General features: G+C 66.3%; 18 protein-coding genes and 1 pseudogene. 9 read left to right on the top strand and 10 right to left on the bottom strand.

All coding sequences use genetic code 11. The features are described from left to right. Window positions 1-183 precede the first annotated feature (183 nt). A complete protein-coding gene (locus ACNJ7E_RS02790; RefSeq protein ID WP_418339062.1) occupies window positions 184-588 on the bottom strand; it encodes a cytochrome P450 family protein in 405 nt (134 codons plus the stop codon). Window positions 589-608: 20 nt separating this feature from the next. Next, complete coding sequence (locus ACNJ7E_RS02785) at window positions 609-905, bottom strand: cytochrome P450 family protein (protein ID WP_418339061.1); 297 nt, start codon at window positions 903-905, stop codon at window positions 609-611. 192 nt (window positions 906-1,097) lie between these two features. Here ACNJ7E_RS02785 and pgfA point away from each other — a divergent pair, with 192 nt between their 5' ends. Then, entirely contained in the window at window positions 1,098-2,168 is a 1,071-nt protein-coding gene (gene pgfA, locus ACNJ7E_RS02780) for a cell envelope lipid trafficking protein PgfA (RefSeq protein WP_418339060.1), read from the top strand. 210 nt (window positions 2,169-2,378) lie between these two features. On the opposite strand, the gene ACNJ7E_RS02775 is transcribed toward pgfA, so the two are convergent. From ACNJ7E_RS02775 to ACNJ7E_RS02740, 8 genes are all read right to left on the bottom strand, one after another. After that, complete coding sequence (locus tag ACNJ7E_RS02775; protein ID WP_418339059.1) at window positions 2,379-2,927, bottom strand: hypothetical protein; 549 nt, start codon at window positions 2,925-2,927, stop codon at window positions 2,379-2,381. 79 nt (window positions 2,928-3,006) lie between these two features. Next, complete coding sequence (locus ACNJ7E_RS02770) at window positions 3,007-3,612, bottom strand: hypothetical protein (protein WP_418339058.1); 606 nt, start codon at window positions 3,610-3,612, stop codon at window positions 3,007-3,009. Window positions 3,613-3,646: 34 nt separating this feature from the next. Then, window positions 3,647-5,197 carry a peptidoglycan DD-metalloendopeptidase family protein gene (locus ACNJ7E_RS02765; RefSeq protein WP_418339056.1) on the bottom strand — a complete coding sequence of 517 codons (1,551 nt, stop codon included), beginning with the start codon at window positions 5,195-5,197 and terminating at the stop codon, window positions 3,647-3,649. Then, window positions 5,194-6,027, bottom strand: coding sequence for a hypothetical protein (locus ACNJ7E_RS02760; RefSeq protein WP_418339055.1), 834 nt, complete (start codon window positions 6,025-6,027; stop codon window positions 5,194-5,196). Before ACNJ7E_RS02760 ends, ACNJ7E_RS02765 begins: the two co-directional genes overlap by 4 nt. After that, the gene (locus ACNJ7E_RS02755) at window positions 6,027-8,126 is read right to left on the bottom strand and encodes a hypothetical protein (protein WP_418339053.1); all 2,100 of its coding nucleotides are present in this window, start codon (window positions 8,124-8,126) and stop codon (window positions 6,027-6,029) included. Before ACNJ7E_RS02755 ends, ACNJ7E_RS02760 begins: the two co-directional genes overlap by 1 nt. Then, complete coding sequence (locus ACNJ7E_RS02750) at window positions 8,123-11,158, bottom strand: ATP-binding protein (protein WP_418339051.1); 3,036 nt, start codon at window positions 11,156-11,158, stop codon at window positions 8,123-8,125. The genes ACNJ7E_RS02755 and ACNJ7E_RS02750 overlap by 4 nt, the downstream gene beginning before the upstream one ends. Beyond that, the gene (locus tag ACNJ7E_RS02745; RefSeq protein WP_418339049.1) at window positions 11,155-11,553 is read right to left on the bottom strand and encodes a hypothetical protein; all 399 of its coding nucleotides are present in this window, start codon (window positions 11,551-11,553) and stop codon (window positions 11,155-11,157) included. Before ACNJ7E_RS02745 ends, ACNJ7E_RS02750 begins: the two co-directional genes overlap by 4 nt. A 39-nt stretch (window positions 11,554-11,592) precedes the next feature. Continuing rightward, window positions 11,593-11,910, bottom strand: a complete 318-nt coding sequence (locus ACNJ7E_RS02740) for a hypothetical protein (protein ID WP_418339047.1) — start codon at window positions 11,908-11,910, stop codon at window positions 11,593-11,595. A 1,231-nt stretch (window positions 11,911-13,141) separates the two neighbouring features. On the opposite strand from ACNJ7E_RS02740, the gene ACNJ7E_RS02735 reads away from it, so the two are divergent. From ACNJ7E_RS02735 to ACNJ7E_RS02700, 8 genes and pseudogenes are all read left to right on the top strand, one after another. Beyond that, window positions 13,142-15,250, top strand: coding sequence for an FtsK/SpoIIIE domain-containing protein (locus tag ACNJ7E_RS02735; RefSeq protein ID WP_418339045.1), 2,109 nt, complete (start codon window positions 13,142-13,144; stop codon window positions 15,248-15,250). Between the two features lie 93 nt (window positions 15,251-15,343). Then, a complete protein-coding gene (locus ACNJ7E_RS02730) occupies window positions 15,344-15,688 on the top strand; it encodes a hypothetical protein (RefSeq protein ID WP_124394527.1) in 345 nt (114 codons plus the stop codon). A gap of 5 nt (window positions 15,689-15,693) precedes the next feature. Beyond that, entirely contained in the window at window positions 15,694-17,061 is a 1,368-nt protein-coding gene (locus tag ACNJ7E_RS02725; protein WP_418339043.1) for a CpaE/TadZ family protein, read from the top strand. Window positions 17,062-17,135: 74 nt separating this feature from the next. After that, entirely contained in the window at window positions 17,136-18,407 is a 1,272-nt protein-coding gene (locus tag ACNJ7E_RS02720) for a hypothetical protein (protein ID WP_418339041.1), read from the top strand. 73 nt (window positions 18,408-18,480) lie between these two features. Next, window positions 18,481-19,161 (top strand): DUF8176 domain-containing protein, encoded by a 681-nt coding sequence (locus ACNJ7E_RS02715; RefSeq protein ID WP_418339040.1) that lies wholly within the window; start codon window positions 18,481-18,483, stop codon window positions 19,159-19,161. A 756-nt stretch (window positions 19,162-19,917) separates the two neighbouring features. Continuing rightward, a pseudogene (locus tag ACNJ7E_RS02710) lies at window positions 19,918-20,328 on the top strand (DUF2637 domain-containing protein); the annotation flags it as partial. Between the two features lie 67 nt (window positions 20,329-20,395). Continuing rightward, a complete protein-coding gene (locus ACNJ7E_RS02705; protein WP_418339039.1) occupies window positions 20,396-20,626 on the top strand; it encodes a hypothetical protein in 231 nt (76 codons plus the stop codon). A 107-nt stretch (window positions 20,627-20,733) separates the two neighbouring features. After that, window positions 20,734-21,993 (top strand): ISL3 family transposase, encoded by a 1,260-nt coding sequence (locus ACNJ7E_RS02700; protein WP_418339027.1) that lies wholly within the window; start codon window positions 20,734-20,736, stop codon window positions 21,991-21,993. The last annotated feature ends 10 nt before the right edge of the window (window positions 21,994-22,003 follow it).

The raw sequence follows: 22,003 nt of genomic DNA, 5'->3' as shown, positions 1-22,003 counted from the left end.
TCCGCGCCGAGACAATAGTGCGAGCCTCGACCAAAAGCGAGGTCAGGCCGATTACCCCTTGCAGGATCTGCTGAGGCAGCGCGTAGGGATAGGTAAACCGAGCTGCCCGGCGGAATCACCTGGCTTCCGACGGTCAACCCGTCGAGGTTGAACCGTCGGATGGCAAAGCTGCCCGGCGCTGCATCAAAGATCAACCGTTGGACACGGTTTCGCCATCGCGCGTCGTCGTCGACTTCGGCGAGCACTCCTTGCGATCTCGCTTAGACAGCATTGCAATAGCATTCGCGATCTGATGAACGCTGTTCTCGAAACCGGCAAGGAAACCAGGAACGCGAGCGATGTGAGTTCCTCCTCGGTCGACCGATCCGCAAGGTCACGGGCGGCGATCCATTCGCTGATGACGTCTTCCGCCGGGCTGGCGCGCTTACCGGCGATTACTTCTAGCAGCACCATCACGATCGTGGTCATTGCAGGCACTCGGACGGCGTTAGACGCGGGGTCGCTCGGATCGATCGGCATTAAGTCGGCTGCCGCGGCTCGGAACTTGGCCGCTGCGTCGCCATCGATGCCGAGAACCTCAGCGATCACATGGGCAGGCAGGGGAGACGTCAGCTCAGCGACCAGGTCAGCGGTGCCGCCCGGACTATCGTCCAGTTGGTCGAGGATTCATCGACATGTTGCTGCACTACGTCTCTCACGGATTCGATGCGCTGGCGTGCCAAGGCGGGCGCGGCGAGTGCCCTGACCCTGCGATGGTCATCCGGCATCATGTTCAGCAAGTTGCGCGCCAGAGCGGGTGGCAGCTTCAAACCGGGACTGTCTTCGGGTCCGTCCGGGCGAACATTGACGATCCGTGGGTTTACCAGCAGGCCGGCAACATTGTCGTAATGGGTAATGACCCACACGGGTGGCAGTCGGGTCCGCAGTGGGGAGTGCACGACCCGTTTCGCGCAGCCCTTCGTGTAATTCCTCGGCCTCAGTGAGGCTGCTGCCAAGAGGGATTGGATCAATCACATCTGCATGTAATCGAGATTAGCCAACAGAACTGGAGACACGCGCAGCGCGACTGCCTGACGTGATTCGATACCCTGCCATGTGTGAAATCGGAACTCGACGGCGCTGAGATTGAGGACACTGGTGGGTCGGGGTCGCCCACCAGCGAACTAGCAACCAACATGACCCCATCCATACGTCGGAAGAAGATTGGCGTCGGAGTGTTGATCGGAGCTGGTGCTTTCTCGATGACGGTCGCAGCCCTGCTCCCAACCTACACAGCGGGACAGCTCAAGAAACTGCCGCTGGACATCGAGTCTGCAACCATTTCGCATGCGACTGAGGCTGACGTCCTCGACGTAGTCGACACGGCCAGCGGGAAGCCCACGACGGACCATGGCGTGCCCGTACAGGTGGAGGTTTATGTCACCAGCGAGGATCCCTCAGATGCGGACCTGACTACCCTCCAGGCTGCCTCGAGAGTTACGCGGACCGACACTCCTGGACCGGCGGGTCTGATCAGCGCCTCGGTCGACCGAGTCTCTCTCAATCGCAAGACGGCACTGCCGGTTTCAGATCCGGTCCCAACAACGCTCACGGCCAGTGGACGACCGCCAGTAGAGACTCCGCGCGAGGGGCTTCAGTACAAGTTCCCTTTCGGCACTCAGAAGACGAGCTACCCCTACTACGATGGCACTGCACGGCAAACACGCCCGATCAACTTCGTCGACGAGGACCGGGTAATTGACGGGACGCGGCTCTACCACTTCCGGCAGCAGGTAGGTCCGGTGAATCTTGGTGAATCCATTGGCAAAGATGCCACCTTGACGTTGCCGGCGTCGAGCTGGGGCCTTCCTGGGGACACGCCGTTCACAATGAACCTGTTCTACGCAACGACACGAGATGTTTGGGTCGAGCCTGTCTCGGGTGCCATGGTCGCCGTCGAGGAACAACCGCATCGTTGGCTTGCACGCACCGCGTCAGATCCGCTTGCAGTGACGAGCTTCGCTGCACACACCCGGTTCGACGAGAATACGGTCGTCGAACTCGCGAGTACGGCACGGTCGGCCCGGAACACGATTCAGTGGGGGACCGTCTACATTCCATCTATTCTCGCCGCCCTCGGTGCTGGTCTGATCGGCACGGGACTCTTACTTGCTCGCCGCTGGCGTTGACCTCCAGAAGGTCAGACGAAATCCCGTTCGAGCTGGACACAATCTATGCCAGCGTGGTTCCGAGTGCGTCCGCCCGACTTTCTTCATTGGCGCGCAGCGGCGGTGACGCGCGATATCCCCATTGCGGATCTGTTGTACGCGAAAGGTTTCGCTCGTTGCGAACAGCGAGTTCGGAGCCGGTAGCGTAAATGCCGCGGTCTGATGCGGGTGCTATTTCGCGCTGCAGCTTATGTGCATGTACATGTCGAAGTCCTCATAGGGGGAGTTCACCATCCAGTGCGGCGGGGTGTCGTCGTTGACCTGGATTTCGACCGCTCCGACCGATGGCTTGTCCCAGGTAACGCCGAGAGGAAATTGCTTGGTGCTGCCCTTCGGCCGTGTTCTGTTGACAGCCTCGATCGCCGTCGGGGATTCGGCGAAGTCGTGGGCGGGGTAGTTAAGTGTTTCGTTCTCGACCGTGATGGTCTGGGATCCGTGAGTAAGGGTAGCGTGCCACCCGTTCGGTGCGGTGATGTCGACGATGAGATTGTCGCCCTCGCCGTGGCACTGGACATCGACCTGGCCGGGGGCGGGAAGGGTCACGAGGTCGACGCCTTTGCGGTTGCCGACGCCAATTGCGATGTTGCCGTCCCAACCATCGGATCCGCCGGACGATTCTGCAGGCGTGACGGTTCCGGGCCGACCGTCATTCCTCGACGTGCCGGAGCACGCGGTCAGGGTGGCGGCGATCATGCTGGTGAGTGCGAGGCCGACGAGCATGCGGCTGCGGTTGGACATCTGGTCTCCCTTCCTGTTGCCGCAGGGCGGCGTTGTCGAACTTGGTGCGGTGGTATTGCTTTCAGTACCGGATGGTGTCGATGAGCCAGTTGCCCCCTGTCTTGGTGAGGGTGACCCAGACGATGGTGTTGGGGTTAACAGGGACGGCGTTGTCCCCGGTGATCGCGGTCTGGTGGATGGTGGCGACGCGGTGGATGAGGGTGTCGGTATCGGGCGGGCAGCCGGAGCAGCCGATCATCACGTCGGCGACGACCTTTGCATTCGCGGTGGCCCACTGTCCCCATTGCACGCCGGGACCGCGTTCGGGCGTGACTGGAATGGCCACTTGCGCTGCGAGCCTGTCGGTCAGCCACTGTCGGGCCCGCACGAAGCCGTCGTTGGGGGACTGGTCGGTGGCCGGGTACCAAGTGAACGCGACCGATAGGGCCTGGCGGGCGCCGTCTTCCGCCACGTCGGCGTCCGGAGCCGGCGCCGCCGTGGTTGGTGGAGGTACGGGCGCAAAGGTCGTAATTGGTGCTGTGGCTGCCGGTGGTGCCGCGGCCGCCGATAACGACGTTTCTAGAGGCGACGTCTGCGGGTCCTGTTGGGTCAGCCGGCACGCATAGACGAGGATGGCGACCAGGGCACCCAGGATCACGACTACGGCCAGGAATCGGCGCACGCTCATCTCGGTCCTCCTGCAGTTGCGGGCAGTCCACTCATCACATCACCCTCCGTGCTTTCATCCCGCCCATCAGCGGCGCTTCCTTCACGACGTCGCCGGTGGTCGGGGCGTGGATCATGCGTCCGCCACCAAGAGCGATGCCGACGTGACCCGGCCCAGACCCGGCCCAGGATCCGAACACGAGATCACCCGGTTGGGCCTGATCGATGGGAATCTCCGTGCCAACGGTCCACTGCTGCTCCGAAGTGCGTGGCAGTGTGACCTTGCCCCCGCTGCCGGTGAAGATGGCGTAGCTGGTCAGACCGGAACAATCGAAGCCCCCGCCGGACGGTCCGCCGGTGCTACCTCCACCCCAGACATACGGGGTGCCGAGGTACTGCCGGGCGGCCGCGACGACCTGTCCGCCGTCTTTCGATCCGTTCGGGACCAGGCGGCCGGTGGAACTCAGGGAGGTGTACTTGGCCTGGCCAAGGATGATCTTTGCGACGTAGTTCTGGGTCTCGGCGTATGGGGGGATGCCGTGGTGAGCCTGCACCGCACCGAAGCCTGCGTTGTACGCGGCCAGTGACAGCTCGACCGGGTCTCCCATGACGGTGCCGACCTTGAGCGCGGCGTTGACCTGGTTGTTGAGCGCGCACATGAAATGCCCCTGAGCCATGACGGCGTCGCCGATCGAATTGGGGTCGACCTTGCCATCGCCGTCGTAGTCCCTGCCCCAGGTCGCCCAGGTTCCGGGCATGAACTGTGCAGGTCCGAGAGCACCGGAGGGGGAGGTGGGGGCGTTGGGGCCGTTGCTGAACTGATTCTCGGCGTGGAGCTGCGAGGACAGGACCGGGGGCCGAATGCCGGGGCAGATGCTGCCGGCCTTGCGGATCCACGGATCGAATTCGGCCGGCACCGAGCCGGCGGCCAGCTCACCGCCGCCGACGGTCCCGAAGCCCGCGCAGTTGATCGGCGACGACAAGGAGGCCAGCCGCACGTCTGCGCCTTCCGGCGCGCCAGGAGGTGAGGCCGTGCTGCCCAGTTTGATCATCGGGTCCACGGCGGTGCCGCCTTGGAAACGGCCGCCTTCCCAGTACTCGAAATGCAGGTGGGCGCCGGTGCTTTGGCCGTCGTCGCCGATGGTGGCGATGTGGTCACCGGCCCTGACCTGTTGGCCTTCGCGGGCGATTAGCCCGTCGGTGAACATATGTCCGTAGACGGTGGAGACCGGTGTGTCGCCGATGAGGGAGTCGATGACGATCCAGTGTCCGAATCCGGTGGCGGTGCCGGAACGGACGACGAGGCCGTCGAGGGCTGCATAGATCGGGGTGCCGATGGGGCCGGCGAAGTCGACGCCCTGGTGTTCGGTACCCCACCGTGGCCCGAAGCCGGACGTGAATGCGGTGGTCCCGGCCCTCGTCGGTGCAGTGATCGGTCCGGAGGCGCGCAACTGGCCACCGGCGGGCGTGCCCGGATCGCTATCGGGGGAGGTTGTCTCGCATCGATCGTGGGGGATGACCGGCTGAGGGGCGCACGCCGTTGTGCCGAGTACTGCGGTGGCCGCGGCCGCGAGGAACAGTGCGGTCCCGCGCCGGCGCAGTGTCACAGGGCCCCCGGGATCGGGGTGTCGAGTTCGGGGATCGGGATAGGTCCCGGCACGGGAACAGGTGAGGGTGCGGGATCGGAGGACGGCGTCGGAACGGTTGCGGACGTCGTCGTCGCGGTGGCGTCGGTCGCCGAGGTGTCAGCCGCAGTGGCCGACGTCGACGGTTCCGGCTGTCTCGAAGGCGCCGCGGCGCCACCTGCCAGGGACGGTGCGGTGCCGAGTTTGCTGACCTCGTCACGATCGAGGGTGGGAAAGGGATTCTGGACCAGCCACTTCGCCCCGTTCGGAGACTCGGTGACCTGCACGGTCACACGCAGTTCGCCGGCCTGGGTGGGGATGGCGACCTCGGCGCGCCGCTCGCCGCCCGTACCGGTGACAATTGCACTGGTCGTGGACCCGGTGATTGCGACGGGCACCTGTGGACGTGCGGCGACGATCGTCTCACCGGGCCTGTCGGTGGTGTACCGGCCGAGCTTGGTTCGCCACTCGGTATTGGACTGCGAGACGTCGACATAGGCATGCGCGTAGGCCATCGCCGTGGCCGGCGCACTCTTCCCGACCGCGGCCGCGGTCTTGCCCGCGATGGCCGACTCGGTCACCTCGGCGAGGTCGTAGGTGACCTCGTCCGCTGGTGCAGCGGCCGCCGTCCGGGCACCGGCCGCCGACGGGGCGTTCGGTGTGTGCGCAGTCGTGGGGGATTCCCCGAACACGGCGCCGGCAACGAACAGGACACCGAAGACGGCGATCACGCTGATCGCGAGGTGGGTGCGTGAGTACAGCACCCACCGGCGGATCGGGGCGAGGACCGGGTTACCCGCGGGGCGGGCCATCAGGTGAAACTCTCGCTCGGGTGCGTGCGCACCTCGGGAGTGAGGGACGGCTCGTACAGGCGGGTAGTCGACCGCGGAGGGGTGCCAATAATGCTTGGCACGAACATGGAGGGGACCGTCTCGCTCGAGACACCGCTGGGGGCCGCCGGAGTGAAGACTTTCGTCGGGGCGATCGCCGAATCCGCGCCGCCGTCCCAGGTCTCACTGACCCTCGGAGCGTCCCCGCGGCTTGTTCCGCCATCCGAACGGCTGGCTCCACCACCGGCACCGAGCGCGTTCAGGACTGCGCTGCGGCCGCGGCCACCGTGGGTATGGCTCTGGCTGTTGTCCTGCCCGTCGTCCTCACCCTTGGTGTCCGTCCCGGCGTGGCTCTGGCTCTGGGAATCCGTGCGTGGGTCCGTCAGCTGCTGCGGGCGGTCCATCTTCTTGCGGGCATCGATTCGTCCTTGATCGGCCTCGTGCCGTCGCCGCTGGTTGAGCTCGCGCCCCTCTGGACGGGCCGGGGCGGTGGAGGTGTTGTCCGAGTCGTTCTCGTTGGTGCCGCCGTCCTTGGTCTCCTTGCGTAGCGACGAGACACCTTCTTCGACCACCGCGCCGGCCGGGCCGCCGACGACCGCGCTGGCGCCCTTGAAGAACTTCTGCTTCACCGAGGACTGCGCGTGCCGTGCCTTGCGGTTGAGGGCGCCGGCGCGGTTCTGGGTGAAGGTCTGCGAGACCCGTTTGAACGGCCGCATGATGAACCAGCAAACCAGGGTCAAGATGACCATGAACCACAACCGCCACGATCCGTCGATCTGCCCGTTGTCGGCGACATATAGCTTCACCAGGGCCATCAGATAGAGCGCGACGATGACCGCGCCGGCGACTCCCCACATGTAGGCGCTGGCGATCATCCGGCACACCCGCATCAACGTTCCTGAGTGTGCGGCGGCCAGCGGTACCCAGATCGGGGCGAACAAGATGGCCAGGCGAATGGCGAGCAGCGCAATCAGCTTCAGCACTGATGCGCCGATCCACAGTATGGACGGCATGCCGACTTTGGCCATCGCCATGAAGCCGATGGCGAGGCGGCCGGAGTCCTTGCCTTGGAAGGTGTAGTAGGACAGCCCGTAGTCGTCACTGAGTGGCTGGACGATGTCCTCGCGAAAGGCTTTCTCCTTCTTGGCCTTCAGGGCTTTCTCGACACCGGAGTCCGATGCATTCTCGATCTGCTGCTGTTCCTCGTAGGAGAACGCGAGCGCATCGCGCAGCTTGGGACCGAGCTTGTTCTCCTCGTCGTCATAGTTCGGGCCGAACCAGCCTTTTCTCCAATCGTCGAGGAAGATGTCGTCGAGCAGCACGTCCCGAGGTCCTTTCCCGCCGCCGGAGACCGAGAGCATCTCGTTCTGTGTGTCGGTGATCACGGACCCGAAGGTGTCGTCGGCGAACCGGATCGCCTGCTGGGGTGCGCCGATCAGCAGCGCGCCGAGGGCGAGGGCCGCGCCACCGACCGCGAGGGATTTTGTCACGCCGGCTGCGTTCGATGTGAGGGCGTGCCAGAGCACGATCGCGGCGGCCGCGGTCAGCGCGATGCCGAGCCAGAGACCGTAAACGCCGAGCATGCCGTTCGAGATCGAGGACACGACCTCGTCGAATTGTTCCATCGCGGGCGCGACTCCGGCATCGGCGGCGGCCTGACCGGTCTTGGTTTGGTCGTCGAGCCAGAATGCGGCCGCGGCCAGGGATTTGCCGACCCCCAGGAAGATGTTGCCCCAATTGGTGTCGGTCACCGCTCCCGGGGCGCGGACCAGGTCCGCGCCGCAGCCGAGATCGTAGGTGTACCACTGCAGGCCGGCCCACCCGTAGTCCGTGTATCCGGTGCCCCCGTTGCCGGGGCGGTCCGTGCTGGTCGCGTCGAAAACAGCAGGGAACGCCCCCTTCGGGAACTCCGGGACCGGGACCTCATCGCACGCGAAACCGCTGGCCACCGCCGCGGGGGAGTTCGGGCCGACCAGCAATGGGGCTAGCACCAGCGCCAAGACGGCCAGAAGCCGCCCCAGCCGCCCAGCCAACCGCCAATTAGAGATCATCGGAGGGCTGGGGGACCGCTGAGAGTTCATGCGGCACCTCCGAGGACGTTCTTCGCGGTACTCGAGTCCAATGCGTCGAACACGTGAGACAGGTGCACGAAGTGGACCCAGCTCGACCGAACCAACTCGACGTCGTCGGCCATCCGGACCATCCAGCGGCGAGCCTGGTCCTGGAAGGAGGTGTCGGTGTCCTCGTCGAGGGTGTCCTCACCGCCGCTGCCGAGTTCGGCGAGGAACTGCTCGAAACCCTGCCCGGAAGGGAGTTTGAGCAGCTTGAGGGCTCCGTCGATGGCATGCGGGTCACCGCCCACATCGCCGACGAACACCTCGTAGGTCAGGGCAGTCTTGTCGTCGGTGCCGTCCAGGCCGAGGAAGTCGTCGGGCAGCTGCGAGCACACCAGGGCACGGACCTTGAACTTGCGGGAGTCGCGGGCGATCCGCAGGTTCAGGGTGCGGCCGGCACCGGTGGATTCGAGGTACTTGTTCTCGTCGAGGAACAGCACCTTGCGCACATGCCTCGGCTTTTCGTAGACGAGCCGGTTCGCCAGCCACGCGGCTATGTGCATCAGCGGCGCGGTCATCCGCTGCTGCGGGGTCCAATGTGAGGAGGGAACCCCCGAGGGCGGCAGCTGCAGGCCGGGCATCGTGAGAATGGTGAGCCGGATGTCAGTATCGAAGTCGTCGACACCGCCGCCGACCGTGCCAGCCTCGGGGAAGAGCACCCGGGCCTCGGCGAGCCGGGACATCAACTCCAGCTGCTGATACACGCCACTGGCGCAGGTACGCACAGCCTGATCGGGATCGGTCTCACCGATCGCCTGGATGGCGGCGAGCACCTCACCCAGATTGTGATCGCGATCCCCGCCGACCCGGTTGGCGGCCAGGTGCAGCACCGATTCGGTGTGGTCAAGATGCAGGTGCCGCTCGGTGAGCATCATCTTCAGCACCGACACCGCGACCTCGACCCGCTCGGCGGCCGCGGCGCGCATGTCCGCGTCGTACTTCGCCTGCGCCGCCGCGAACGGGTCCGAGGCCCGCGCGAAGTCCGCGTGGCCGGTGTCGTACTCAGGGTCATCGCGCCGCGGGTCGATGATCACGCGGTACGGGTTGAGCGCCCCGGGGCGTGAGTCGCGGCCGGTGAGTGCGTAGACTCGGGCGATGTCCCGGAATTCGGGCAGATTCGCCAGTTCCTTCAAAGGTCCGGAGGGGTCGAGAACGACTCCGTAGGCTCCGGCGCGGACCGCTTGGTAGACGATCATTCCGGCCAGGAATGTCTTGCCCGACCCGGGGGCCGCGACGATGGGGGTCAGACCGGATTTGTGCTTGATCTCATGCGCGGCGAACAGGTCCCAAACTACGGGGCGCGGTGCGATTGACGAGGTCTCCCCGAGTACCACTCCGCGGCGATCACCGATCCGGTCGCCGGCGGTGGCCATGCCAGCGGCGACGGCTTCGACGTCCATGTGCCGCTTGTTGGCGATGTTGGCGAGCGGCTGGCCGGGGATGAATTCGCGCAGCAGCTGGAACTGTCCGTGCTCCTGCTCGAGGGCGATGTGCGGCTTGTACATCTCCCGCAGGCCTGCCACCTTCTTGCGGGCCTCGTTCGGGGTCGCCCCGACGACGGCGACTCGGTACCAACCGGAGGTGCGCGCGGAGAGACCGGAGTGGTCTTCCCCGACGTCGGAGATGACGTCCTGGACGCGGGCATGCTGCTCGGCCAGCTCCTTCGGCGGTGACTGATCGTGTTCGACGGTGTAGTGGTCGAACTGATGCTCGATCCTTCCCGTCAGCGAGCGCATGGTGCGGATGGTTTTCGCCTTGTCGTGCAGTTCGATCCGATCCGACCATTCCAGCGCCTCCCCGGAGGGGTCGCCGATGACCTGCCAGGGCAGCATCCGTTCCGGAATCGGCAGCGGAGCCATGCGCCCGACCGTCAGGATGATGACGGCACCGGTGTAACGCCGGCCCTCGACCACGCCGGAGACGGTGGTGTAGCCATCCCCGGGTGTCAGTGACAGGTCGGTGAGGTCTTCGAGGGCGGCGACATCACCCTCTCCCCAGTCGCCGCCGCCAGCCACTGCACCCCCCGCTGCAAGCGGCAGACCGATGGTTGCCGATCGCCGTAGCAGGTAGTCGATCGCCGCCGGCGCGGCGGGTGCGGCGTTGACTCCGCGGCCGGCCATGATCCGTTCGAGTTCGGCGAGATGCTCGGCGAGCGCTGCCTCCTCGCGCGCGAACGCGTCGTCGGCCCACCCGGTGATCAGCGACGAGAGCGCGCCGAGGAGCGGCCAGCTCGCCACGTAGCCCAGGGTGTGGGCGAGGTAATCGAGCCCGATCCCGAGCACCGAGCGCTGCGGCAGCTCGATTCCCCAGTAGCGGCCCTTGATCGTGGCATTCGACCACAGCATCGCGTGCTGCTGGCCGCGCAGATACTCCGCCCACGACAGGGCACCGGGGACGTCGTCGATCGGGGCGGCCCACTGATCATGGTCCCTGGCCCACTGCTCGACCGGGAATGGCGTGCGCACCAACCGTCGGTGCAGCCGCTGGACACCGGCCTGCTGCAGGTTGGTCAGCACCATCGCCTCGTCCCGGATGAAGCGGCGCTGCTTACCGGTGGTGCGGAAGTTCCACGGACCCTGCTTCTGCACGAACCATGCCGTCGACGTGCGTGAGGTGCGGGTGATGTGTCCGGAGGTTCCGGTCAGCTGCAGCCGCACCGACTTCCGGGCACGATCGGCACGCTTCTTCGCCGCCGCCTTCTCCCGGTCGGCTGGGGTCTTTCGTCGACGCTTGGAGCCCTTGCGGGGACGCTCCCGCGTACGGGTGTCCTCGGCCAGAGTGGCCGGGCCTCTTTCCCGGTCGTCAACCTCCTCGGACACCTCGGCCACCGGGTGCGGAGGGAACTCCACTTCCGACCACGCTCGGGGACCCGGTTGCGGGGACGCGCTCTGCCGCCCCGCAGCCCACGACGGCGGCAACGCTCCCGGCGGGATCACCGGCACCGGGTCCTCAAGCTGAGGGTCGAACAGTGATGCGATGTCGTTGTCGTACGTGGTCATCGGTCTGCGTCCTCACCGTCGATGCGGTCAGTGTCGGGTCGGGTGCCAGCGGTCAGCCGGTCGGGGAGGGTGACGAACACCGTCTCCCCTGCCTTCGGAGGCCGTGGTGCGTTGAGATCGTTGAAGGCCGCCCGGAGCACCGACCGCAGGGGTCGATCCGGGGTGACGTACTTGGCGATGTGGTGGGTGACGAACACGGTCACCAGGAGCATCAGCATCAGCGGCCGGAACCCGAGCGGCAGGTGCAGGATGGCGCGGGCGATCAGGAACACCGCGATGAAGACCAGGACGCCGACCGCCAGTGCGGTGTAGCGGATCCGCACCGGGAACGTGTATCCAGTCGGTCCGAGATAGTGCCGGTCCACCCGGTACAGCAGGTCATCGTTGTTGATCACGTAGCGCTCCTCTTTGGTCGCGCACAAACGGTCACGGAGTCAGACGTTGATGCCGAAGAGACCGAGAGTCCAGCTTCCGAGGCCGTTGGCTGCGGATTCGGAGGTGGCGATACCGAGGTATGCAAGACCTACCAACGTCAACCCGCCGACGGTGAACACTTTCGACAGGTTCCCGCGCAGGCCACCGGTCAGGATGACGCAGGCAATGACGACCAGGATGGTGAAGACGATGTTGTCCTCGATCCACGTCCTGAGACCTCCGGTGCTGACTTCCGTTTGCTGGGCAACGGTCGTGACATCGGGTGCGGGGTAAGCCGCGTTCGCGAGGTCGACGACGGTGGAAGCGAGTGCGGACATTGTGCCTCTCCAACAGGTGCGTAGCTGACATGGGCGAACGTGGTTGTGCGGAAACGTAGAAGAGATGCACCGTGAGAATCAACGTGACCTGTGGATAACTTTTCGATTAGACGCGCGTCGGGTCGGTGCCGGGTGAGTCGATGGCCGGGCACGAAACGAGCAGGGCGGTAACCGGAAAGAGATTGGGCCGCTGCGTGTGGGTCGCCCGGCGCTGCTCTCCGCTCGGTATCATGCACATGACGTCCGCGCATCACGCGCTCCGAAACTGGCTCAACAGCAACGGATCACCCTGCAATCCAGCTGGAGTCGGCTGGGACCGGACGAGTGTCAGGCAGCCCGTGTTCGGGCACGGCACCACGACCGATCGAACATCGGACCCTTCACCGTGTCGCACAGCAGACGCAGTTGAGCATCGCGAACCGGGCGCGAGAGAGGGGTCAGGATACGCCCGAGACGGCAGAGCATTCACACCGTGCCACCGCCCGCGTCATCGGGGCGACTTCGGAGAGGGCGGATTTCGGCGATGCGTCGGCGCGCATCGAAAAGCGGCTGAAAACGCCGTGCCCTTCGGGGGTCACTCCCCGGCCCTTCGGGCCTAGGGGAGTGTACCTGGGAAAAATGATCCGCGCCAACCAATTTCAAAGCGTGCTGTTCACGCGCTATGGCGAGCGCTCGGCGGACCGCTCCGTGCAGCGCCGCAGTGACACGCCCGAGGGCGGTCGCCGATCGCTCCCGAGGAGCGGGTGAAATCGCGTGTGATGTCCGCCGGATCGCCCGGTGTCGGGATCGCTCGGTCGCGCACGTGCACGCGCGCCTCAGTACGTCCCTCAAGCGCCCGCGAAGCCATTCTGAGGTTGGTCGACTACCGACTCGCGCAGCCGTCTGAACGCAACTCTCGCAAACGTATGTGGCCTGATGTCACCGAGGCTGACGAGAACGCTGTGCGCCCGCCTCGTCCACGTCGCTATTCGTTGCGGAAGTCGACCGAGCGCAGCCGTCGCCGCACCGTTGACACACGCGATCCGGTGGATATGAGCATGCGCACCTGCACCATTCGGCCGTGACACCGCGCCCGCATCGGCGCACTGCCACGCACAGGTCGTGAGCAGCGTCCGAGCGAAGTTATCCACAGATCACGTTGAGTGAGATCACCCGAATCTGCCAGTGTGCGCATCCATCACACCCGACCGCATCCGACGCGGGCATCAACAAGCAGGAAAGGGGAGAAGCGATGGCGCAGCGGGATCCGCTCAAGGACATCCTGATCGAACTGTTCGGCCCCGCCCCCGGCGCCCGCAATCGGCCTAGCAGTCAGTCGGCACCCGAGCCCACCGTCGGCGCGTACCGAACCCTCGCCCCAGTCGCGGTCGCCTCCGCAGCCCTCGCGTTCTACGCACCCCAGCTCGCCGACACCGCGCTCACGGACGCGGTCGACCAGGCCGGCCAGCTCATCACCACGCTCCACAGCTATCGCTGGCCGCTCGCCGTCCTCGCCGCCGCGTGGATCGCGGTCGACATTCTCCGATGGCGCGGCCACCGACAGAGCCTGGCGCTCGAAGCGCAGCTACGGCAGACGACCCGGCACCTGCCAATCAAGGTGACCGTTCCGTTCCCACCAGGAATCGGTGCACTGCGCAGCGCAAAGATCCGACTCCCGCGGGGTGCGATCGTCCGCCCCAAGGAGATGGACGAATTCACCACAGCCGTCCGAGGAGCAGCTGGCCGCACCGGCACGCACACCTACACCGTCCGCCACCACGCGCACCGCGACCTGATCCTGATCACCCGCACACCGATCGAACCCGACACCCGATCACCCCGCCACAAGGCCCTACAAACCGCGTTGTCCGCCGGCACCATCTTCAAAGAACCCGCCGTCACCGTCGACTCCTGCGACGACGACGGAATCGAGATCGGCTACAAGATCACCTTCACCCCCTCGCTGAACAGCGGCGCCCGCGGCTTCCAGACCAAGGTCGACGAAGCCCTCGCCGCGCTCGCCGGCCACCACGAATCCGGCCGCACCTGGGCCACCGAGTGGACACCCTCCGAGGGATACCTGGTGATGTACCTGCGGGCGCCGTTGCCCACCCGCGTCGACCACCCCCTCGCCTTGGTCGACGAGAACCTCCGCCACCTGCCCTACGCCACCGGCGCAGCGAACCTGAGCCTGTACTGGGATGTCTCGACCAAATCGAACAAACCGCACTGCCTGATCGTCGGCCCCACCGGCGGCGGCAAGACCTCAGTCATCCGCACCCTGCTCACCGAGGCCTCACGCCGCGGAATCCCCTTCCTCGGGGTCGACCCGAAGATGATCGAACTCGACGGTCTTGAGGGCTACCCCGGATGCGCGGCCATCGTCTACGACGCCGTCCGTTCCGCGATGCTCGTTCGCGCCCTGCACGCGGAAATGATGGCCCGCAACCACTACGTGCACGTGAAGAAGATCGAACCCTCGCAACTGCCGTTGCTGATCGCCGTCCTCGACGAGTTCTTCATCCTCTCCGGCAAATGGCAGCGACTGGCCAAGGACGAGGACGAAGAGATCCGCGCGCAGATCAAGCAACTCGACCCGCTGGGAGCGTGGGCCGACCTCGCTGTCCTGGCCCGCTCGGCCGGCATCCGCTTGCTGCTCGGGGTGCAACGCCCGGACGCCTCCTTGTTCGGGTCGAGCTCGGGCAATGCCCGCGACAACTTCGGCACCCGGATCTCGCTCGGCAACCTGTCCCAGGACGGCGCGTTGATGATGTGGGGCGATGCCCACGTCGGCCGCGAAGTTGACACCTCCATCCCCGGCCGCGGGGTGGTCACCGCCCTTGACGGGTCCCCGGTGGATGCGCAGATGTGGTGGACGCCGAATGTCGATCCGCACCCGAACAAATGGAACCAACTCTCCAAGCAGGAGAAGGCGATCGTGCACGGCCTGACTCCGACCGAGTCACCCACGTTCGAGTTCTTCTCCACGGAGCTGCGGGAATTCGTCGAATCCGAACGCGCCTTGGCCAGGCGAGCCCGCGAGTACGGCGACGCCCCGGAACCGTCCATCCTCACCGACATCGCCACCGACCACGACACGGTGGGCGTCGACGATTTCGCCGACGCCATCCCGGCCGCGGCGGTCACCGAGGGAATGGTCATCCTGCTCGACGACCACAACGGCGACCAAGTACCCGTCACCGTCGACACGGTCACGATCGCGCGGGACAAGGACACCGGCGACGTCCTCGAAACCGTCCTGTCGATCAACACTGGCGGACGGGTGAAAACCACCGTCCACTTCGACGCCACCGAGGTCGTGATGCTGCCCGAACCCGACACCGTCCACACCACCGCGTGAGCGCCCGACCCCTGACCGCAGAAGGAACCCGGGCATCCTTCACCCCTTGCCCCCTCACATCGCCGCACCAACCCATCGAAAGGACACCGACCCATGAGCCGCCGCATCTCCCAGTCGATCACCCCCACCACCGACGACGTCACGGTGCTGCGCGAACCGTTCGCGGCCAAGGGCGCCAACGACCCCGTCATCGCCGAACTGCGCCGGGTCCTCAAGGCGGTCGTCCCGACATGGCTGGCGAAGCTCACCGAGGAGCAGGAACTTACCTCCGGGCGGCTCGAGGAAATCAAGGCCGCCGTAGCGATGCGACGCCAGATCATCGACGCCCTCCCCGACGGCAAGGCACGCACCGACGCACTCGACTCGCTCACCAAGGCCGAAAAGACAGTTGCCGACATGGACACGGAACTCTCGTCCGTCAGCGCATTCGGCGGGTGACCCGCATGCACGAGTTCACCGTCGAGATCGTCTCCGACAACGCTGCGCGGGTCACCGGCACCGGCGACGAGCTGGTCGCGACCGCGGGCAAGACGATCCAAGACAGCATCTACGAATACAGCCAGCAACGTGCCGCCGATGCCGGGGCACCCGTCGAGGTCGCAGTCCACCGGGCTGGCCGCCGCACCCAGGTCACCGTCTCACCCGACGGAACCGCGTCCCGGTCCACCCCCACCGGGCCCATCCCGACCACCGCCGACCAGGGTGAGGATCCATCCAACCCCGACGCTGTCGCGGCGGAACCGGTCAGCATCACGCTCGATCCACTCGGCCACACCGGCCACACCGGACACACCGGCCACACCGGCCACCCGGCACCCGACGGCGCCGGCCAGGAAAGCGCGCCACACCCCGCACCCGCCGCTCGGCGCCAGAAGGTATCGGTCCTGGCCGCACCCGGAATCGTCCCGGGAGCAACGGAACCGGCACGCACCGGCATGCGGGGACGACTCAACGCCGTCCTGGGCCTGGGCCTGTCCCCGAAACCATCCTCGGCCGAGATGCGGCTCCGCGCCGCGGCCGCGACGATCACCGGCCCCATCCCCGACTTCTCCACGATCACGGTGGCCAACATCAAAGGCGGGGTCGGCAACACCCCGATCGCCGTGGGCCTCGCGCAGACACTGGCCACGCACCGCGGCGGTGCCACCGTGGTCTGCGCAGATCTCGCCGAGAGCGGCGGCAGCCTCGCCGACCGGGTCTGTGTCCCACCCGCAGAAGGGCAGAACATCTTCGGGCTCCTCGCCGCCGCCCAGGCCGACCCCGGGCACCTGCGGCGCTCGGTGCTCGGCCGGCATCTGACCCGCCAACCCTCCGGCGAGGACATTATCGCCGGCCACAAGGACCTCACCGCAGCACAGCACGCGGGTCTAGGCGGTGACGATGCCGCGGCACTGGCCACGATCCTCGCCCGCCACCGCGAGATCCTGGTCGCCGACACCGGGAACAACCCCCTCGCCGGCAGCTGGCAGTGGGCCGTCTCGCAGGCCGACGCCCTCGTCGTCCCCGTGCCCCTGCGCCGCGATGCCGCCACCGCAGCCCACCGCATGCTCCTCGACCTCGCCGCCGCACACCCCGGCCGCCTCGACCGGACCGTGGTCATCATCACCGACGGCCCCGGGGACACCCCGATGGTCGAATCCGACGCCGTTGACGCATTCATAGCCCTGGGAGTGCAGGTACTCCGCATGCCCTACGAGCCGCTGTTCGCCGGAGGGGAACGCATTCTCCCCAGCCACCTGCGGCACACCACCACCGACTCCTTGACCGTGATCGCAGCGACCATCGTCGACCTGATCACCAAACCCGAATGACCAGGGAGTTCCTCAGGCAGTCCCCACCGTTCGCTTACCGACACCGCATACACCCACACACGAAAGGCAGCACCGTGGCCACCCCACACACCCACACCACGAACCGTGCACACAACCACGGACGCCACCGCCAGGCCGTCCGGCAGAGCACCACCGCGGCCCTCGTGGCCGCGTGCATCGCGGCAGGAATCACCCTCGCCCCGAACGCGGCAGCAGAACCGGGACAGGCCGGCATCACCGACAGCAACAATCAAGCCGGCATCACCGGCGAAGGCGGCCAGGCCGGCGTCACCACCCCCGCCCCGGAGCCACCCGAGACCCAGCAAGCGAGCGCCGAAGACGCTGGCACCACCTCCGACTGGGACACCTACATCCCGATCCCAACCGAGTACCAGAACGTGCCCACCCGCCACGTCCCCACATACACCGAACCCACCTACACCGACGACGCCCCCTCGCCGGCAGGGGAGCAGCAGGTTCCCGAGCCCGAGCAGACACCCGAGAGCGCTCCGGGACACAGCGTTCCGGTCGCACCGATCCAAGCCCCCAAAGACACCTACCGCTTCGGCTACCTGACCGGACCCCGCCCGGACTGGCTGCCCAAGACCGAGGCCGACAGACTTAACAACACCAGCGCCATCCTCGAAGCTCAGGGCGCGACATTCTTCAACTCCCTCGGAGTCCCCACGACCCGCTCGGACCGCATGGCCGCCGCCGCCACAGCAGGTGCCGTCACCGCCGGTGTGGCCGGCGCGACCGCAGCCGGTGTCACTACCGGTGCCGTCGGAGCCGCCGGCGGCGCACTGATCGGCCTCGCCGCCGGCACCGCGATCGGCGGACCTGTCCTCGCCGGCCCGGGCGCCGGGACCGGCGCGATCATCGGCGGCGTCGCACTGGGCGCACCCGCAGCCGTCACCGTCGGGGCGCTCTCCGCGGCCGGCGGTGCACTCGCGGGCGCCGCCTACGGGGCGGGCGAGAACCTCGGCGAGGCACCCGAACCTGCCCCCGTACCGGCTCCCCAACCCGTGCCGGTCGTCGATCTGCAGCCCGCCGCCCAGTTCGTCGAGCAGGTCACCCCTGCGGCAGCGCAGGCCGTCGACGCTGCCACCACGACAACTACCGGCTCCGCCGCGATCGACTGGGCCGACGACACCGCTCAAACCGCGGCCGAAGCCATCGGGCAACCGTCGATCGATCAGGCGGTCGACGCCGGCGCACAGACTGCGGCATGGGTGGCCGAACAGCCCGGCGGTCACCAACTGCTCCAGGCCGCCGCCGATCTTCGCTCCGCGATGCCCGCAGAGATCGGCGCACTCGTGTCGACCATCGAAACCGCAGCACGCTGACCACGGAAAGGGGCCGCAGGTGAGGAAATACAGGCCGAACAGCCGATCGCGGAAAGCGACCCGGCATCCGGCAGTGATCGACACCCTCGGACCAGCACCCACTGCCACGACCCCGTCGGGCCGACGCGCCACCACCGCGTCGCCCGGCGGGCCCGCCGCCACGAACGCACCGACCGAACAACCTCCACAGCCGAAATTGGAGAAGGCAGGGCAGCGCCGAGTTGGCGCCAAGACCGCCATCGGCGCCGTGATGTTCCTCGCCTTCGCGGGCACTGTCGGCTGGACCGCGCTCCGGATCGACGAGCCCGAAAACACCACTCCAGCCGCCCCAGAGGCAACCCAACAACTCGAAACGGGTACAACCGCAACGGCAGCGAACTCCGATCCCGTACAAAGCCTCTCAGTCGCCCCTGGCGGTGACGCGAACCAGTGCCACAGCGACCGCGGCGACCAGAAAACCGGAACCGGAGTCATCGCCGCGTTCGAACACGCCTACTACGTGCTCCGATCCGGCCACGCCGCACACGCCCTCACTGCACCAGGATCACCGCTCCCGACAGCCGACAAGATCCAAGCAGGCATCGACACCGTCCCAAACGGCACCAACTACTGCCTCCGCACAATCGAAACCATTAACCACCACTACACGGTGGTCCTGACTGAGATGCGACCCGGCGAACCTGCCACGCAATTCACCCAGACAATCACCACCACCCACATCGACGGACGCTGGCTGATCGACGTGATCGCGTGAGCACCGACACCCGACATTGCCCATCCACGCCGGATGCAACCCCCTCGCCGCAACTGCGGACGTCAGCCCCACTGCGCACCTCACTGACGGCCGTTGCAATGACTCTCTCCACGTGCGTCTCGCGTTGCACCGAGGTGCAATCCTGCCGCAACGCATGCAGCCACTGTCGAAGCGTTCCCGCTGCACTGCGCACGACGGCACACCACGCGGGCAACGAAGCGCAACCTTTTGCGCTCAACACCTCCGAACCCGCCGATGTGAGCCCACACATGCCGAGCGCGACCACCCGTTGCGCAACCGCCACCGCCGGTCCCGCAACCCGCGAAAGGCCGAACCCCGATGAACTGTGTTCCCGGGATCCGGCCGAGGCAGGAAACAGGATGATGCCGCGACCGGATGGTGCACGAGACACATTGCGGCACGTCAACCGGGCGCAAGAGGTGTGCATCGGCGTTCGAACCGAGCGAGCAACGACCGGCCGCACTGGGCGCAACGCCGCAGACACGAACACCGCTTGGCGGCAACTGCGAGCGCCGCGTTGCCGCAACCTGCAACTTCCGAACCTGCAGATGCGCAATGCACCGCCAGTAGCGGCTGTGAACGCAAGACTTCCTGCTGCGCCCCGTACTGCGCGGCAAGGCAATTGCGTGAATCGCGGTGCCCCGTGCACGCCCTCGTAATAGCCCATCCGAGAGCAGTCGGCGCGACATACCCGCGCAAAACGACCAACCCGGAAACGGAAAGGACTATCCGAACATGCGAGACCTCAACCTCCGGGCCGCACGAATTCAGCTCTACGCACTGACCGCCGCATTGCTCATTGCGATCACCATTGCGGTGGGAATCACCACCGGTGCGTTCGTGCTGTCATTCTCGGTGCAACGAGACCTTGCGCAACAGGCCGGCATTCCACACTCGCTTGCGTGAATCTTCCCGGCCATCGTCGACGGCGCAATCCTCGGTGCCACGATTTCGGTCGTTGCACTGAGCAAGATCAACGGTGGTGCGGCTGGGAAGAAGTTCTTCCTGTCCCTTGCAGTCGTGGTCGTGGTCATCAGTGTGGTTGGCAACGCCTATCACGCACATCAGGCCGGGCTCCGAGCTGCTCGCGCCGTTGCAGCCGGCGTCGATCTCGGCTACACGCCACTCTCGCCGACCGGCGCCTCACGTTTCCGGCAGCGCCCTAACGGCGCTGGCCGCCAACGCCGACTGGCTCGTTGCGGCGGAGGATCGCGTGGAGGCGAGCGTTGCAGCAGTTCGCAACGCCGGTGAGGTTGACGCAAGCACGGCTGCCGTAGACGGCGATGTTGCGAAACGTGTTGCAGCCACCGCAATGGCCGAGGTACACGATGCAACTGAGATGTCGGCGGAGCCGACCACTGCGCAACTGCTGGCGTTCATCGAAGGGAGCAGTCTCGATCCGCTGGTGAAGAAGACCGCTCGAATTAAGGCTCTTCTGCCATGAATGTGGATGGCCCTGCATGTGATAAGGGCAGGTGGTGTGGGGGTGGGCGCACGGGCCGCCCGTAGGGTCGAAAGCTCCTACACATCCGTCACCATCGGAGATGACCCGTGCGCGCTTCAACCCTACTCAACAGGCTGCTGTGCCTACCGCAGGCCACCGTCCGCGACGTCGAGATCGCCGACGATCGGGTGCGGGTGGCGGTGCGCCCCCACCGCCGCCGGATGCGGTGCCCGCACTGCGACTATTCAACCCTTCATCGCTACGACACCCGCGAGGTGGACTCATCGTGGCGGCACCTCGACCTGGGTGGACGCGTCTGTGTGCTCACGATGCGCCGCCGGCGACTGCGATGCCCCGAGCACGGGGTGCTGGTCGAGGCGGTGGACTTCGCCCGACCCGGATCCGGGTTCACTCGCGACTTCGAGGACCTGGCGGTGTGGCTGGCCACCAAGACCGACAAGTCCACCGTGTCGGTGTTCTGCCGGGTCACCTGGCGCACCGTCGGCGCGATCTGCGGCCGGGTCGTCGCCGACAAACTCGACCCCGACCGATTCACGAATCTGGTCGAGATCGGGGTGGACGAGATTTCGTGGCGCCGCCACCACAAGTATCTGACGCTGGTGTCCGACCACGAGACCGGCAAGATCGTTTGGGGCACCGAGGGCAAGCACGCCGCCGCGCTCGGCACCTTCTTCACCGACACCCTGCCCGCGGGGGCCGCGGAGCGGATCGAGGCGGTGTCGATGGACCTCGGACCGGCCTACGTCAAGGCGGTGCGTGAGCATGCCCCGCAGGCGACGATCTGTTTCGACCCGTTCCATGTCGTCAAACTCGCCACCGACGCCCTCGACGACGTGCGTCGCCAGGTGTGGCAGCACGCCCGCAGTCTCTCGGACAAGCAGATCGCCAAGACCTATCGAGGTGCGCGGTGGGCGCTTTTGAAGAATCCCGAAAGCCTGTCCGCCAAGCAGGCTTCGACACTGAAAGCGCTCAAACGGCAGGGCGGCGCACTGGTCCGGGCCTACGAACTCAAGGAGGCGTTGCGCGCGGTCTTCGCCGGCGATCTCGACGACGAGGTGGTGCTCGAGATGCTCGCCCGATGGTGTGCCTGGGCGCAGCGCTGCCGGATCCCGCAGTTCGTCAAACTCGGACGCACCATCCGAAAGCACCTCGACGGCATCACCGCCGCGGTCGAACGAGGCCTCGCGAACGGACGCCATGAGGGACTGAATAACAAGGTGAGGCTGATTATCCGCCGGGCCTACGGATTCCACACCGCCGAGAATGCTCTCGCGTTGATCCTGCTCGCCTGCGGACCCGTCACCCTCACCCTCCCGTATCACACGGCAACCCATCCACATTCATGACAAGAGAGCC

The organism is Rhodococcus mengyinensis (assembly GCF_048381435.1).
GTDB lineage: Bacteria > Actinomycetota > Actinomycetes > Mycobacteriales > Mycobacteriaceae > Rhodococcus_F > Rhodococcus_F opacus_D.
This window is presented reverse-complemented; position numbering and strand designations above follow the sequence as displayed.

Coding starts and splice junctions, on each gene's coding strand:
- ACNJ7E_RS02740 (WP_418339047.1), bottom strand. CDS start 11,910: ATGTCCGCACTCGCTTCCACCGTCGTCGACCTCGCGAACGCGGCTTAC.
- ACNJ7E_RS02760 (WP_418339055.1), bottom strand. CDS start 6,027: ATGGCCCGCCCCGCGGGTAACCCGGTCCTCGCCCCGATCCGCCGGTGG.
- ACNJ7E_RS02770 (WP_418339058.1), bottom strand. CDS start 3,612: ATGAGCGTGCGCCGATTCCTGGCCGTAGTCGTGATCCTGGGTGCCCTG.
- ACNJ7E_RS02725 (WP_418339043.1), top strand. CDS start 15,694: ATGCACGAGTTCACCGTCGAGATCGTCTCCGACAACGCTGCGCGGGTC.
- ACNJ7E_RS02730 (WP_124394527.1), top strand. CDS start 15,344: ATGAGCCGCCGCATCTCCCAGTCGATCACCCCCACCACCGACGACGTC.
- ACNJ7E_RS02775 (WP_418339059.1), bottom strand. CDS start 2,927: ATGCTCGTCGGCCTCGCACTCACCAGCATGATCGCCGCCACCCTGACC.
- ACNJ7E_RS02750 (WP_418339051.1), bottom strand. CDS start 11,158: ATGACCACGTACGACAACGACATCGCATCACTGTTCGACCCTCAGCTT.
- ACNJ7E_RS02755 (WP_418339053.1), bottom strand. CDS start 8,126: ATGAACTCTCAGCGGTCCCCCAGCCCTCCGATGATCTCTAATTGGCGG.
- ACNJ7E_RS02735 (WP_418339045.1), top strand. CDS start 13,142: ATGGCGCAGCGGGATCCGCTCAAGGACATCCTGATCGAACTGTTCGGC.